Raw genomic sequence first — 13,982 nt, 5'->3', positions numbered from 1 at the left:
CGTGTGGTGCGGGGGGCCCCGGCGGCCAGGAGGCAGGCCGGCGCGCGCTACATTGTCCCATCTTCATGACAGGCAGGGCCATTGGCGGGGCGGCGGGCCACGCTCGGCGAGGCGACAGCTCGCTCAGGCGCCGCCTTCGGTCGGCAGCGGCGCCGGTACGTTCAGCAGGCCCCCGGCCGCCACGTAGGCGGCCAGTGCCTGGCCCTGGCTGAGCAGGTGCCGCTCCATCGTGCGCTCCGCCGCGTCGGCATCACGGCGACGGAAGCACTCCATCAGCTCGCGGTGCTCGGCCAGCGACTGCGCAGTGCGTCCGGGCGTCAGCAGCTGCCGGCCGCGATGCATCTTCAGGATGCGGTGCAGGTCGTGGGTGATGCGGATCAGCCACGGATTGCCGGCATAGTGCTGCACGGTTTCGTGGATGAGGTAGTTGTTGCGGTAATACTCGGCGATGTTGCCGTCAGCCGCCGCCGCTTCCATCGCGGCATGCAGGGATTCCAGCTGGGCCACGCCCGCATCATCGATATGCCTGACCGCCTCATGCGCGCAGCGGCCCTCCAGCATGGCCATCACCGGGAACAGCTGGTTGAGGTCCTCCAGCGTCAGCCGGGTTACCCGGCTGCCGCGCCCGGCGTCGATCTGCACCAGGCCTTCGGCTGCCAGCAGCTTCAACGCCTCGCGCAGCGGGGTGCGGCTGATGCCCAGTTCACTGCACAGCGCAGGCTCATCGATCCATTCGCCGGGGGGCAGGCGATAGTCATAGATGCGCTCACGCACATGTTCGGCGACCTCCTCGTACAGAGGGGCGCGCTTCTTCGGGGACCGTGGAGCAGGGGCGATGGCCATTGGCAGAGTGTACCCGCTGGCGGTAGTGCCGGCCGTCAGCCGGCACTACCGGTCATCGCCTACATCCAGCCCGGCACCACGAACACCAGCCAGGCCAGCAGCGGCCCCAATGCCACCACCAGGCCGCTGTAGACCAGGAAGCGGCGGAACAGCGTCTCGCGTTCTTCCTTCGCCGCCGATGCCACGACCAGTGCACCGTTGGTGGAGAAGGGACTGACATCGACGATGGTGGACGACACCGCCAGTGCGCAGATCACGCCGGCTGCACCCAGGTGCCCCTGCATCAGGAACGGCACCGCCAGTGGAATCGTTGCGCCGAGCACCGCCGCGGACGATGCGAATGCGGAGACGATACCGCCGACGTAGCACACCAGCAGAGCGCCCAGCAGCGGAATGCCGATGTTGGAGACGCCGTTGCCGATGAAGTCGACCGCGCCCGCATGCTCCAGCACGCCGATATAGGTCACCACGCCACAGATCAACAGCACGGTCGACCAGCTGATGCCATCCACCGCACCCTTCTGGCTCTGCGGCGAGAGCAGTGCCAGCGCCACTGCGACGGTGATCGACACCAGGCCGACGTTGAGGTTGTAGATCAGTGCCGCCACGCCCAGGCCGAGCAGGCCGACCAGGGTGAACAACCGCTCCCGGGTCAGACCCACTGCATCCAGCGCCGCCGGATCGTTGCTCAGGGTGCCGCCGCCGGCCGCCACCAGCGCGCCATGGCCTTCGATGGCGAACTGCCGCGACGACGCCTGCGGACCACCGGCCATTGCCAGTTCCGCACCGCCCGCGGTGATCGAGCCACGTCGCATCAGCGCGATGCCGCCGAAGGCGAGGAAGCAGATGATCGCCATCATGAAGTTGAAGCCGAGGCTGGTCAGGAAGACCGCCATCTCGGTGACCTCCAGCCCGGCCTTCTGCACCACGCCATTGGTGATGCTGCCGTACACGCTGATCGGCGAGAAGCCGCCGGCCTGCGCACCGTGGATGACCAGCAGGCCCATCATCAACGGGTTGATGTTGTACTGCTTGGCGAAGCGCAGCGCGACCGGACCGATGATCGCCACCGCTGCCGGGCCGAGGGCGCCGAAGGCGGTCAGCACCGCGGTGACCACGAACATCACCCACGGAATGGCCACGATGTGGCCGCGCACCGCGCGTACCGCCCAGTGCACCAGCAGGTCGATGGTGCCGTTCTTCTGTGCGATGGCGAACAGGTAGGTGATGCCGACCAGGGTCAGGAACAGATCGCCGGGAAAGCCGGCGAGGACTTCCTTGCCACCCATGCCGACCCAGACACCACCGATGATGAAGGCCAGTGCGAAGGCCACTGCGCCCATGTTGATCGGCAGTGCGGTGGCGACGATGAACATGATCACCAGACCGATGATCGTTGCGATTTGTGGACTCATGCGCCCTCCCAGACACGTGGCTCACGTACAGCGCGGATGGAGACCCGCCATCCCCGGGGTAAGGCGACGTACTGCAGTGTTGCGTGATACGTACTGCTCGAACCCGTTACTGCAGGCGCTGCAGCGCACTGCGGACCCATGCCGCAGCGCCATGCAGGCTCTGAAACTCTTCCACCGCGCGGAACTCGCAGCAGGGATAGGACGGCGCGACCATGCGTGCGAGCGCATTGCCCGGGCCCAGCTGCAGGAACACCCGCGCGCCGCGCTCGAAGGCCTGCCGCATCACCTGTGCCCACTCGATGGTCTGTGCCAGCTGTGCCGACAGGCTGTGCACCGCCGTTGCGGCATCGCGCACGGGCCGTGCATCGACGCCCGCCAGCAGCGGCAGGCGGGGTGCCCGCATGCCCGAGCGCTCCAGCGCGGCGGCGAAGGGCGCCACCGCAGCCGCCAGCAGGGGCGTGTGGGCAGCGACGTGGACCGGCAACGGACGCACCTGCGCACCGAGCGCGTGCGCCGCATCGGCCAGCGGCTGCAGGGTGTGCCGGATGCCTCCCACAATGAAGTGATCCTCGCCGTTGACGATGGCGATGTGGGTGCCCTGCGCATCGCACAGCGCTTGCAACGTCGTACGATCCAGGCCCAGCACCGCCAGCATGCCGGCGCCTGCCGCGCTGGCACCGTCCATCAGATGCGCGCGCTGTGCCGACAGGGCCAGGCAGCTGCCAGCGTCGAAGGTGCCGGCAATGGCATGCGCCGCCAGTTCGCCGATGCTGTAGCCGGCCACCACGGTCGGCACCGGCAATGCATCGCGCAGGGCGTGCCACTGCGCCAGACTGGCCGCGCACAGCAGCGGTTGTGCCTGCGCATTGTCGAACCGGTCCTCGGCCGCAGCAGCGGTGAACACGTCGCGCTGCAGCACCTCGCTGGCGGCGAGCAGCACGCCATGCGCGGCGTTGTTGCCGCGCACGTGATCGAACATCGCAGCATGCTGGGCACCTTGTCCCGGACAGAGCAGGGCCAGCATCACGCCTGCTCCTGCAACAGCAGGAAGACGCTGCAGGCCAGCAGATCGGCGCTGCCACCCGGGCTGAGCCGGCGTGCGACGAAGGCATCGCCGATGTCCTGCAGGCGGGGTTGCCAGCCGGCGGCAAAGGCACCGCCGGCGTCGAGGAATCCGCGTGCCTGCTGCTGGGCCCAGCGCAGTCCGGCAACACCGCCCCGATGCAGCAGGTTCAGATCCTCGACCTCTGCGACCAGATGCATCAGGGTATGGGCCAGTGCAGCTTCGCGTGGCAGCCCTGCGCCCAGCGCATGGCGCAGTGCCGGCAGGGCCAGCCCACGCAGCAGGGGATATCCAGCGGCCGCCTGCTCGCGTACGCCGGGCACGCCGTGACGGGCGCGCGCGCGCTGCCCCGGACTGTTCACATCCAGGGGCGAGGTGGCGAAGGCGTCCGCCCATTGGCAGACCGCCTGGCATACCTGTTCACCTGTCGCGGCTCGGCCCAGACGCGTGCGGCACGAGGCTGACGCTGCCACCAGCAAGCCCAGGCTGAAGATCGCTCCGCGGTGGGTGTTGACGCCGCCGGTGGCGCGCAGCATCGCCGCTTCGGCGGCCAGGCCGTGGTCGCGCAGCCGATGGAACGGCGCTTCGGCGGCGCCATCGCGGGCAACCGCAGTGAAATAGTGGCGCAGGGCAAACAGGCTGCGCAGGAACGTACCGGCATCCATGTCGTCATGGCTGCCGCTGTCGAACGGCGTGACCAGGCCGGGCTTGGGCGCACAGGCCAGCTCGGCATGCAGCGCGGCGATCGCCATGCGGCCTAGGCGTGCACTGTCGGGCGCGGTGCTGCGGCCGGCAAGGCGCGGCGCGACGGGGTTCATGCGGCCACCCCGCTGCCCTCGAATAGACGGTGGCGTGCTTCCAGGGCTGCGCCGTCAAGGCATTTGACCAGCAGTTGACGGCTGCTGCCGGCGTACTCGCGCCAGTTCACCGCAGCGCCACGGGCCAGGCACAGCTCGCCGTCGACCCGCTGCGGATGCTGCGCTTCCCACGCCCGCAGCCGTGTCACCAGCGCATCGGCCCGTGCCGCATCCGGGACCTCCCAGAGCAGGTCGATATCGGAACGGTCATGCACATAGGGCAGGCCAGTAACGTGCTGCCAGGCGAATGCGCCGAACACACGGGCCGGCGCGAGCGTGGCGAGAGCGTGCAACGGTGCCTGCCAGGCGGGGCATACGCCTGCCGCGAGGATGTCGCTCAGTGCCGGCGGCGCCTGCCGACGCTGTACATCCTCCAGCGGCACCCGCAGTGCAAGCCGCTGTTTGCCTTCGCCCGGTGGCAACGGCACACCCAGCCGCAGGCGGGAATCGGGGTCGTCTGCCGCGCGTCGCGCGACCATTGCGGGCAATCCCTGCGCGAACCATGCGGCGAGCCGCGGTTCCTGCGCAGCCACATCGGCCCGCCAGTCGGCGTGGGCCGACAACCAGACCAGCGTGTGGCGGGCCAGACGCTCAGGCATCGCCGTTGGCCACCGCGCCCGCGACGGCAGCCGCCTGCAGGCGGCCCCCCCGTTCGGCACCCAGTGCGGCACGGTGGTCGCCGTCGGCCGGCGCGCGCAGGGCATCCAGCAAGGCCTGCGCCAGCTCGCCCGACCACAGCGACCGTACCGCACCCATCGCCACGTAGTTTTCCACCCCGGGTGCGAACACCGGCGAAGTCAGGCTCAGCGCCTGCAGCTTTTCCAGCGGTTGCTTGGTTACGCGAGCCATCGCCCGCAGATCCATCACCCGAACCTGGGCATCCGGCAGCGCATGAATGGTGTCCGCCATCAGGCCGAACGAGAGGAAGCCACCGCTGACCGACTCGCCATGGACCAGGGTCACCAGCCGTGCGCCGCGTCGCCGCGCGACGTCCAGGCATTGCGCGAGGTGGGCGAAGTAACCGTTGATGCCGAGCAGTTCGTCGCGGCGCGAAAGGCGTTGGCCTGCGGTATCCACCAGCATCACGATCGGTCGCTGCGGATGTGCGGCGGTGCTGGCGAGTACTGTTGCCGCCAGTGCCAGCGCATGATCGACACCGACTTCCAGCTTGTCAGTGGTGCCGATGACCGTGACCTCGCCATCTTCGGTACTGGCGCTTCCCGTCAGCACGGAATCGTGCACGGTTACGTCGTGGCCGCGCGGGAACAGCGCGTCAAGCAGGGGCTGCAGCGGCGCGGTCATGGCAGTTTCCTGTGGGCGGTGGCAGCGAGGAACGCGTCGGTGTCCAGCAGCGGCAGGCGCTCGGGATGATCGATTCCCTGGCGTGCCCAGATCTCCAGACCATCGCGGCAGTCCCCCCAGGCCTCTGCCCGGGCCTGCAGGGCGGCATGTCGCTGCTGCAGCGCGGCCAGCGCGGCATCGGCGTCTGCGCTGGCGGCGTCTGGCTGCAGCGCCTCGAATGCGGCCTGGGCGAATGCATCGATGGCATCGGGAACCAGAACCTGCGCCTGGTCGATGAGGTAGCGGTGCTTGCCGCCTGTCACCCGCCATACGAGGGCACGGTCACGCGAGTCGAACTCCTCTACGCCGCGCACGGTCTCGATCACTTCCGGCCCGGACAGCGACAGTCGCCCTTCCTCGGACATGATCACCGTGGTGCAGCAGCGGGCGACGATGCCCATGCCGCCGAAGGCGCCGTTGCCGCTGCCGATGAGGGCCACCACCGGCACGCCGGTGGCGCGCGCGTCCAGGGTCGCGCGCATGATCTCGGAGATGGCGATCAGGCCCGCATTGGCTTCATGCAGGCGCACGCCGCCGGTGTCGAGCAGCAGCAGCACACCGTCGGGCCTGTGTTGCGCGGCCCGGCGCAGCAGGCCGGTCAGCTTGGCGCCATGTACTTCGCCGACACCGCCCCCCATGAATTCGCCCTGCTGTGCAGCAATCAGCACGCGCCTGCCACGCAGCGAGGCCGCACCGACCACGATGCCATCGTCGAACGCGGCGGGTTGGTCCAGCTGTGCCAGGTGCGGGCTCATGGCGCGCCGGGCCGGCCCGAGATACTCGGTGAACGATCCGGCATCGACCAGCCCGGCGATACGGGCACGGGCATCGGCCTCGTGGTAGCTGCGTCGTGGCATCGGATTCATCGCGGTTCTCCGGCGAGCAGTGTCTCCACCGCCTGGTCCAGGCGCAGGCTGACCACCGCTGGGGTCGCACCGGCATCGTTGATCGATACGAGCACGTCGCGCAGCGGATGCCGCCGGGCGAAATCACCGATGACCGCCTGCCAGATGGTGCCGAAGCCCTGCGCGGCGGTGACGACATGTACGGTCATTGCGCCGTCCTGCGCGGCAGGTTCCAGCAGGACTTCCAGATTGCCGGACGCCAGCACGCCCACCAGCACTGCGTCGTGCGGGAACCGCACCGGGGTTCTTCCGTCGAATCGATAGTCGAGGGTTTCCATCGCGTGCCCCTTACCAGTTGCGGAAGCGCTTGGGCGGGTCGTAGAGACCGCCGGACCAGCGCACCAGGTCTTTCACCGAGCGCGCGGCCAGCAGGTCACGACTGGCGTCGCGCACCGAAATGCCAAGATCTTCCGGTCGCCGGATCACGCCCCGGTCGCGCAGGTTCTCCACCATCGCGCGATCTCGGCCCAGACCGACCGTGGTGTAACCGGCCACGCCGCGGATCGCCTGTTCGCGCTCCTCCGCGGTGCGGCACAGCAGCAGGTTGGCGATGCCTTCCTCGGTCAGCACATGGCTCACGTCATCGCCGTAGATCATCACCGGTGGCAGTGGCATGCCAGCGCGTTCGGCCAGCGCCCACGCATCGAGGCGGTCAACGAACGCGGGTGCCATGTGTTCGCGGAAGGTCTCCACCATCTGTACCACCAGCTTGCGCCCGCGTGGCATCTCGCCCGGGTGTGCGGCCTGCTGGCCGGCCTTGATCCAGGCGTCGCTGGCATGACGGCGCCCGCGCGCATCCGAGCCCATGTTCGGCGCGCCACCGAAGCCGGCGATGCGGTCGCGGGTGGCGGTGGAGCTGTTGCCCTGCAGGTCGACCTGCAGCGTCGAGCCGATGAACATGTCGCACGCATACAGGCCGGCGGTCTGCGAGAACGCGCGGTTGGAGCGCATCGAGCCATCGGCGCCGGTGAAGAACACATCACCGCGCGCGGCGATGTACTTCTCCATGCCCAGTTCCGAACCGAACGAGTGCACGGACTTCACGAAACCCGACTCGATCGCGGGAATCAGCGCCGGATGCGGATTGAGCGCCCAGTGCTGGCAGATCTTGCCCTTCAGGCCCAGCGATTCGGCATAGGTCGGCAGCAGCAGTTCGATCGCGGCCGTGTCGAAGCCGATGCCGTGATTGAGCCGGTTCACACCGTATTCGGCGTAAATGCCCTTGATCGCCATCATCGCCATCAGCACCTGGATCTCGGAGATCTGTGCCGGGTCGCGGGTGAACAGGGGTTCGATGTGGTTCGGGCGCGGTGCCTGCACGACGAAGTTGACCCAGTCGGCGGGGATATCGACGCGGGGGAGGGTGTCGACGATCTCGTTGACCTGGGCGATGACGATGCCGCCACGGAAGGCGGTCGCCTCGACGATCACCGGCGTGTCTTCGGTGTTCGGCCCGGTGTAGAGGTTGCCGTCGCGGTCGGCGGCCTGCGCTGCGACCAGTGCCACGCGCGGCGTGAGGTCGATGAAGTAGCGGCCGAACAGTTCCAGGTAGGTGTGGATGGCCCCGATCTGGATCCGCCCTTCGGCCACCAGGTTGGCCAGTCGCACCGATTGCGGGCCTGAGAAGGAAAAGTCCAGCTTCGAGGCAATGCCCCGCTCGAACACGTCCAGATGCGAGGGCAGCGACAGCACCGACTGCACCATGTGCAGATCATGCACGCGGGCGGGGTCCAGCCCGGCAAGGCATTCGGCCAGGAAGTCGGCCTGCTTCTGGTTGTTGCCCTCGAGGCAGACCTTGTCGCCGGGTTCAAGCAGGGCGTGCAGCAGCTCGCCCACATCGTCGGCGGCCACTGCGCGGCCTCTGCTCCAGGGCGCAGCCCGCTGCAGACGTGCCTGGCGGCTGCGTTCCAGCGTGTCCCAGCTCGGGTTCATCGACCGGCTTCCGATTGGCGTTGAGATAATTACGCCATAATTACGGAAGGCGGCGCAACCTGCAGCGCAGCAAAAAGAAGGGCCCGCCAATGGCGGGCCCATTCAGGTTGCAGGCTTTCAGCCGGTCGTTCTCAGAACTTCCAGCGCAGGCTGGCGGCGACGAAGCGCGGTTCGCCGTAGTTGTTGTAGTCCAGGTTCGCCCAGTAGGTCTTGTCCAGCGCGTTGCGCACGCTCAGCGTTGCCGTCCAGTTGTCGCTGATGCGGTAGTTGGCGTTGAACTGCACGAGCGTGTAGGCCGGCTGGTTCACGGTTACCGTGCCGCCCAGCGGGTAGGGGATGTTGTAGCCCTGCACCTTGCTCTGCCATTGCACGCCGGCGCCCAGGCTCAGGCGTTCCAGTGCACCGCGCAGGCGCACCTGCGTGTTGAGCTGCAGCAGGTCTTCGGGCGGGTTGGCGTACAGCAGGTCGGTGGCGGCGCGGGTCACTTTGACATGGGTGAAGCCGGCGTTGACCGTCCAGCCCGGCAGGATCTCGCCGTTGACGTCCATTTCCCAGCCACGCGACTTGGTGCCGTTGACGCCGATGTAGGCCGAGGTGCCATCGCTGAGCGAGCCTTCCGGCACTCCCATGTCGCGCACGGCATAGTTGTCCTGCTTGGCCTCGAACACAGCGGCGTTGGCGGTCAGTCGCCCATCGAACCACTGCGTCTTGATGCCCGCTTCCAGATTCGAGCCCTGCACCGGCGCCAGCAGGTTCTCGTTGCGGTCCTTGAAGTTCTGCGGGTTGAAGATCTCGGTGTAGCTGGCATAGACCGAGAACTGCGGCGTGACGTCGTAGACCAGTCCCACGTACGGGGTCACTTCATCACTGACCTTGTAGGCCCCGCTGGTCCCGGTATACGCACCGGCCACGCTGTAGGAGCGGCTGAGGGTTTCCCAGCGGCTCAGGCGCGCACCCGCGATCAACGACAGCGGATCGGCCAGGCGCAGGCGCGCGGCCAGGTAGACGCCGCTCTGCGTGGTCTTCTGCACGCGGCGTGCGCCGGTACGGGTGTAGGTCACCTCGGAGATGTCGCCGTTCCAGTCGTACACGTTGGGGATGTAGTAGCAGCGCTCGCGGCCGCAGGTGGCCCAGTCGCGAGGGTAGTTCAGGGCAACGGTGTGGGTGGTGCCTTCCAGGTCGGACCACTGGGCACCCAGGGTGACGTCATGCTCGCGGCCGAACAGCGGGAACGTGCCGGTCAGGTAGGCATCGATGTTGCGGCGGGTGTCCTCGGAGTCGCCAGCGGCAGTGCGCAGGTAGATGCCCGCACCGGTGGCCGGATCGGGATTGCCGGTGCCGTACAGGCGCATGTTCTGCACATTGCCACGGGTGTGGGCGGTGTTGATCTTCAGCAGCCAGTCCTCACCGAAGCGCTGCTCCAGGTTGGCGAACACCGTGCTGGTCTCACGCTGCCAGTAGCTCCATTTCGGTGCCAGGTTGGTTGAGCGCGGCAGGTGCGCGAAGTCGCCGCGGCTGTCGAAGAACGGCACGGTACCCCAGGTCGAACCGACCGGGTTGTTGTCCTGGGTCTGGTAGCCGAGGGTGACCGTGGTGCTGTCGGTCAGGTCGCCCTCCAGCACCGCCATGCCGGCCATCTTGTTCTCCTTGTAGCGGTCGTAATAGAAATCACGATCGGTATAGGCGGCGACCACGCGGCTGCGGAACCGGCCATCTGCGGTCAGCGGCGCGGTGACGTCGGCCTCCATGCGCCGGTAGTCCCAGCTGCCGGCGCTCACCGAGAACGAGGCGTCGAAGTCCTTGCCGGGGCGCTTGCGCAGCAGGTTGACCGTGGCCGAAGGCACCCCCGCGCCGCTGAGCAGGCCGTTGGCACCGCGGATCACTTCGATGCGGTCATAGAAGGCGGTGTCGTATTCCTGGTTGGTGGAGCCGCTGTAGGTGGGAATGCCATCGACCTGGAAGTCCGTGATGGCAAAGCCGCGGGCGTAGTACAGCGGGCGCTGGGTGTCATAGAAGGACACGCTGACGCCGGTGACGTTGCGCAGCACGTCGTTGATGCTGAACAGCGATTCGTCCTGCAGGCGCTGCAGGCTGATGGCCGTGGCCGACTGCGGCGTTTCCTGCAGGGTGATCGGCAGGCGGGTGCTGCTTGAGGGCGGCGCAGCCTGGTCGGCGCGCACGCTGACGCGGTCCAGGGTCTTGGCATCGGCTGCGGCATCGGCTGCGGCATCGCCGGCGGCGAACGCTGACGGTGTCGACAGGGCCAGGGATGCGAGCAGCGCGGCCGGCAGCAGCGCGCGACGGAGCGGGCGGGTAGGGGAGTGCAGGGACATCTTGGTGGGCTCGATGCGGGAGAGTCGGAAGGGCGGCAACAGCCGGGCGGTACCCGGGGCGGCGGCTTCGGGCTGGGTCAGGTCCGTCTGGTGAGCGCGGGCGGTCCGCGCGAGGCGCAAATGTAAATCGTTCTTAACAACATTACAATTCGCCCGGGCTGGTCGATGCCTGGCACACGCACCGCGAGCCCCGGCAGAGCCGAGCTCCCTGAATGCGAACGGCCACCCGAAGGTGGCCGTCCGTAGGTGTCATCGAAGAACCGGGCTCAGAGCGCCTGCAGTTCCTCGTTGGCGTTGCGCTTTTCCTTGCCCGGCGTCGGCGCCGGCGGTGTGGCCGGTGCAGCCGTGGCATCGGCTGGCACTTCCAGGTAGGGCAGCTTCAGGGTCTGGCTGGTCATCGAACGGATCTCGTTGACCAGTGCCGCACTGTCGTTGAGCTTGCGCCCGTAGGAGGGCACGATCTCACGCAGGCGGGCTTCCCAGCCGGCCTTCATCTGCTCGGGGAAGGCCTTGGCCATCAGATCCAGCATGATCGGCGGCGACGTCGAGGCACCGGGCGAAGCGCCCAGCAGCGCAGCGATGGTGTGGTCCTTGTCGGTCACGATCTCGGTACCGAACTGCAGCACCGCACCCTTCAACGGGTCGCGCTTGATGATCTGCACGCGCTGGCCTGCGGTGACCAGCTTCCAGTCGCCCGGCTTGGCATTGGGGAAGTACTTGACCAGTTCGGCCTGGCGGTCGGCATCATTCAGCCGCGCCTGGCTCATCAGGTACTGCACCAGGTCCAGGTTGTCCTTGCCCACTTCCAGCATCGGCGCAACGTTGTTGTGGGTCACCGACGAGTACAGGTCCCACCACGAGCCGTGCTTGAGGAACTTGGTGCTGTACAGCGCGAACGGTCCGAACAGGACCACCGGCTTGCCGTCCAGCTTGCGCGCATCCAGGTGCGGCACCGACATCGGCGGCGAACCGGTCTCGGCCATGCCATAGGCCTTGACGCCATGGCGCGAGGTCACGTCCTGGCCCTGGAAGGCGAGGAACTGGCCGCCCACCGGGAAGCCGGCGTAGTCCTTCGACTCGGGAATGCCTGACATCTGCAGCAGCTTCAGCGCGGCGCCGCCGGCACCGATGAACACGAAGCGGGCGTGGGTGGTGCTCTCGGTGCCGGCCTTGAGGTCCTTCACCGTGACGTTCCAGCTCTTGTCCGCGTTCTGCCGCAGTGCCGAGACTTCATGGTTCAGGTGCAGGCTGAAGTTCGGACTGCGCTGCAGGCCGGCGGTCAACTGGCGGGTGATCACGCCGAAGTTGACGTCGGTACCCAGTGGCATCCAGGTCGCAGCGACCTTCTGCTTCGGATCGCGGCCTTCCATCATCAGCGGAGCCCACTGCCGGATCTGTGCCGGGTCTTCCGAGTACTGCATGCCGTAGAACAGCGGGTTCTTCACCAGCGCCTGCTGGCGCTTATGCAGGTAGGCGATGTTGTCATCGCCCCAGACGAAGCTCATGTGCGGCGTGGGGTTGATGAAGTCGCTGGGCTCGCTGAGCCGGCCTTCCTTCACCTGGTGCGACCAGAACTGGCGCGAGACCTCGAACGATTCGGCGATGCCGACCGCACGCTTGGTCTCGATGCTGCCGTCGGGCAGTTCCGGGGTGTAGTTCAGCTCGGCGAATGCCGAGTGGCCGGTGCCGGCGTTGTTCCAGCCGTCGGAGCTTTCGCCGGCGACGCCGTCGAGGCGTTCATAGACCTGGATGTTCCAGTCCGGCTGCAGTTCCTGCAGGTAGGTGGCCAGGGTGATGCTCATGATGCCGGCGCCGACCAGCACAACGTCGACAGGCTTGTCGTTGCTGGCGGCGGGGACGGAGCGCTGGGTCAGCGGCCAGTACAGGAACACGGCGGCAGCCAGCAGGAACAGCACGAGCAGGGCGAGCAGGGCCTTGCCAAATTTCTTCATGGGGGCGGGATCGTTGGCGGAGGGGAGGAGATCAGGATGCGCGCTGGGCAGGGGAAGGGCGTGAAGAAACAACGCCTTGCAGCATCCTTGCAGAGGATTCTACCCGGAACGGGTCCGGTTTTTGTGCAATGCATCATCCTGCCGGCGGTCGCTCCGGGGTAGACTTGTCGGCTGATTCCAGAACGACCACCGGCCACGGAGGGGCCGCGCAACGATGTCACGGATGCTGATCGTGGTGGGTGACGCCCTGCAGACGGGCGGTTCGGTCCTTACAGGTTCCCCGCATACCGATATCGAAGGGCGCGCCGTGGCGCGTGTCGGCGACCGTGTCATCTGTGCACGCCATGGTCCGGGTTCGATCGTTTCCGGCGATGCCACCCTGGTCATCGATGGCCAGCCGGTCGCCCGCGACGGCGACAGGGCCAGCTGCGGTTGCGCACTGGTATCGGGCAAGCAGCAGCGCGCCCACGTGGTGGCCGGCGGTGGAGGGCGCGCCGGTGCAGGCGCCGGAGTGGCGGCGATCGCAGCGATCGTCGCGCCGTTGTTGAAGCCGACCCTGCAGACACCCCCCTTCGCAGCGCCCGGCACCGCCGTGCGCGACGAGGACGCGCCGCAGTGCTGGGTGGCGGACCATGATGCGCAGATCGACCGTGACGTGGACGGGCGCTACTACGAAGCCTATGACGTCAATGGCGACAAGCATGACTATCCTTTCCAGGTCAGCTACCGCATCGATGTTCCGCTGCAGGCCCAGGGCGAGGTGGTGGTGTCGATCAAGGTGCAGGTGATGCCCAAGCCCGGCGTCACCGCTGCCGAGGTGGCGGCGGTCAAGGCGCGCATGGAGCGCGGCATCGATCAGTTCTGGAACGGCCGGTTCACGCTGGACGTCCATGATCCCGCGTGCGGCACCCGCAGCTTCCCGATCCGCTACGAAGTGCGGTGGGTGCAGGGCGGCAGCGACTACAGGCTGATCGTTCATCGCACCTATGACCGGGAGCAGGTGGAATTCCCGGATATCGATGTCTCCGTGTCGACCACGGCCTGGACCTTCGCCCACGAGTTCGCCCACACCCTGGGCGTGCCGGACGAGTATTCGTACAACGACCCGGACGAAGAGACCGTGCGTTACGTCCAGCCCGATGGCACTCTGGATCCGGAGGTGCTGGTTGCCGTTCCGGATTCCCGTGAGCTGACCGATCCGGCGGCGACCATCATGAATTCCGTGGACTGCGCGGTGACCCGGCCGCGTCATGCCTGGAACATCGCGCGGGAAGTACGTGAACTGCTGAGCCGGGAAATCGGCCGGGAGATAACATGCACCGTCAAGTGATTTCGTTGATT

At 67.4% G+C, this 13,982-nt stretch carries 12 protein-coding genes; 1 reads left to right on the top strand and 11 read right to left on the bottom strand.

From position 1 onward, the window contains the following. Window positions 1-123: 123 nt before the first annotated feature. The 11 genes from AC5P5M_RS12705 to mqo all read right to left on the bottom strand — a co-directional run bounded on the left by AC5P5M_RS12705 (window position 124) and on the right by mqo (window position 12,641). The gene (locus AC5P5M_RS12705; RefSeq protein WP_065174583.1) at window positions 124-843 is read right to left on the bottom strand and encodes a GntR family transcriptional regulator; all 720 of its coding nucleotides are present in this window, start codon (window positions 841-843) and stop codon (window positions 124-126) included. Window positions 844-902: 59 nt separating this feature from the next. Next, window positions 903-2,258, bottom strand: coding sequence for an SLC13 family permease (locus tag AC5P5M_RS12700; protein ID WP_053516216.1), 1,356 nt, complete (start codon window positions 2,256-2,258; stop codon window positions 903-905). Between the two features lie 106 nt (window positions 2,259-2,364). Then, entirely contained in the window at window positions 2,365-3,285 is a 921-nt protein-coding gene (gene mdcH / locus AC5P5M_RS12695; RefSeq protein WP_065182382.1) for a malonate decarboxylase subunit epsilon, read from the bottom strand. Further along, on the bottom strand, window positions 3,282-4,139 hold the full coding sequence (mdcB, locus tag AC5P5M_RS12690) for a triphosphoribosyl-dephospho-CoA synthase MdcB (RefSeq protein ID WP_495205989.1): 858 nt from the start codon (window positions 4,137-4,139) through the stop codon (window positions 3,282-3,284). The genes mdcH and mdcB overlap by 4 nt, the downstream gene beginning before the upstream one ends. After that, on the bottom strand, window positions 4,136-4,777 hold the full coding sequence (gene mdcG, locus AC5P5M_RS12685; RefSeq protein ID WP_495205988.1) for a malonate decarboxylase holo-[acyl-carrier-protein] synthase: 642 nt from the start codon (window positions 4,775-4,777) through the stop codon (window positions 4,136-4,138). The genes mdcB and mdcG overlap by 4 nt, the downstream gene beginning before the upstream one ends. Continuing rightward, window positions 4,770-5,480: a biotin-independent malonate decarboxylase subunit gamma gene (gene mdcE / locus AC5P5M_RS12680; RefSeq protein ID WP_053516205.1), complete on the bottom strand. Its 711-nt coding sequence runs from the start codon at window positions 5,478-5,480 to the stop codon at window positions 4,770-4,772. The genes mdcG and mdcE overlap by 8 nt, the downstream gene beginning before the upstream one ends. Further along, complete coding sequence (locus tag AC5P5M_RS12675; protein WP_283218923.1) at window positions 5,477-6,385, bottom strand: biotin-independent malonate decarboxylase subunit beta; 909 nt, start codon at window positions 6,383-6,385, stop codon at window positions 5,477-5,479. The genes mdcE and AC5P5M_RS12675 overlap by 4 nt, the downstream gene beginning before the upstream one ends. Further along, complete coding sequence (mdcC, locus tag AC5P5M_RS12670; protein WP_495205987.1) at window positions 6,382-6,702, bottom strand: malonate decarboxylase acyl carrier protein; 321 nt, start codon at window positions 6,700-6,702, stop codon at window positions 6,382-6,384. Before mdcC ends, AC5P5M_RS12675 begins: the two co-directional genes overlap by 4 nt. Before the next feature lie 10 nt (window positions 6,703-6,712). Further along, a complete protein-coding gene (mdcA, locus tag AC5P5M_RS12665; RefSeq protein ID WP_495205986.1) occupies window positions 6,713-8,356 on the bottom strand; it encodes a malonate decarboxylase subunit alpha in 1,644 nt (547 codons plus the stop codon). Window positions 8,357-8,487: 131 nt separating this feature from the next. Continuing rightward, a complete protein-coding gene (locus AC5P5M_RS12660) occupies window positions 8,488-10,689 on the bottom strand; it encodes a TonB-dependent siderophore receptor (protein ID WP_197600826.1) in 2,202 nt (733 codons plus the stop codon). Window positions 10,690-10,955: 266 nt separating this feature from the next. Continuing rightward, complete coding sequence (gene mqo, locus AC5P5M_RS12655; protein WP_197600827.1) at window positions 10,956-12,641, bottom strand: malate dehydrogenase (quinone); 1,686 nt, start codon at window positions 12,639-12,641, stop codon at window positions 10,956-10,958. Between the two features lie 214 nt (window positions 12,642-12,855). Here mqo and AC5P5M_RS12650 point away from each other — a divergent pair, with 214 nt between their 5' ends. Then, window positions 12,856-13,971: a PAAR domain-containing protein gene (locus AC5P5M_RS12650; RefSeq protein WP_080375221.1), complete on the top strand. Its 1,116-nt coding sequence runs from the start codon at window positions 12,856-12,858 to the stop codon at window positions 13,969-13,971. Window positions 13,972-13,982: the final 11 nt, after the last annotated feature.

Source organism: Stenotrophomonas sp. YJH_SMC_106-19, assembly GCF_059368375.1.
Note: the sequence above shows the minus strand (reverse complement) of the source record. Positions and strands in the feature narration are given on the sequence as shown.

Bases quoted from the DNA above. Each gene is read 5' to 3' on its own strand.
- mqo (WP_197600827.1), bottom strand. From the start codon at position 12,641: ATGAAGAAATTTGGCAAGGCCCTGCTCGCCCTGCTCGTGCTGTTCCTG.
- AC5P5M_RS12675 (WP_283218923.1), bottom strand. From the start codon at position 6,385: ATGAATCCGATGCCACGACGCAGCTACCACGAGGCCGATGCCCGTGCC.
- AC5P5M_RS12650 (WP_080375221.1), top strand. From the start codon at position 12,856: ATGTCACGGATGCTGATCGTGGTGGGTGACGCCCTGCAGACGGGCGGT.
- mdcB (WP_495205989.1), bottom strand. From the start codon at position 4,139: ATGAACCCCGTCGCGCCGCGCCTTGCCGGCCGCAGCACCGCGCCCGAC.
- mdcA (WP_495205986.1), bottom strand. From the start codon at position 8,356: ATGAACCCGAGCTGGGACACGCTGGAACGCAGCCGCCAGGCACGTCTG.
- mdcG (WP_495205988.1), bottom strand. From the start codon at position 4,777: ATGCCTGAGCGTCTGGCCCGCCACACGCTGGTCTGGTTGTCGGCCCAC.
- mdcE (WP_053516205.1), bottom strand. From the start codon at position 5,480: ATGACCGCGCCGCTGCAGCCCCTGCTTGACGCGCTGTTCCCGCGCGGC.
- AC5P5M_RS12700 (WP_053516216.1), bottom strand. From the start codon at position 2,258: ATGAGTCCACAAATCGCAACGATCATCGGTCTGGTGATCATGTTCATC.
- AC5P5M_RS12660 (WP_197600826.1), bottom strand. From the start codon at position 10,689: ATGTCCCTGCACTCCCCTACCCGCCCGCTCCGTCGCGCGCTGCTGCCG.
- mdcC (WP_495205987.1), bottom strand. From the start codon at position 6,702: ATGGAAACCCTCGACTATCGATTCGACGGAAGAACCCCGGTGCGGTTC.
- AC5P5M_RS12705 (WP_065174583.1), bottom strand. From the start codon at position 843: ATGGCCATCGCCCCTGCTCCACGGTCCCCGAAGAAGCGCGCCCCTCTG.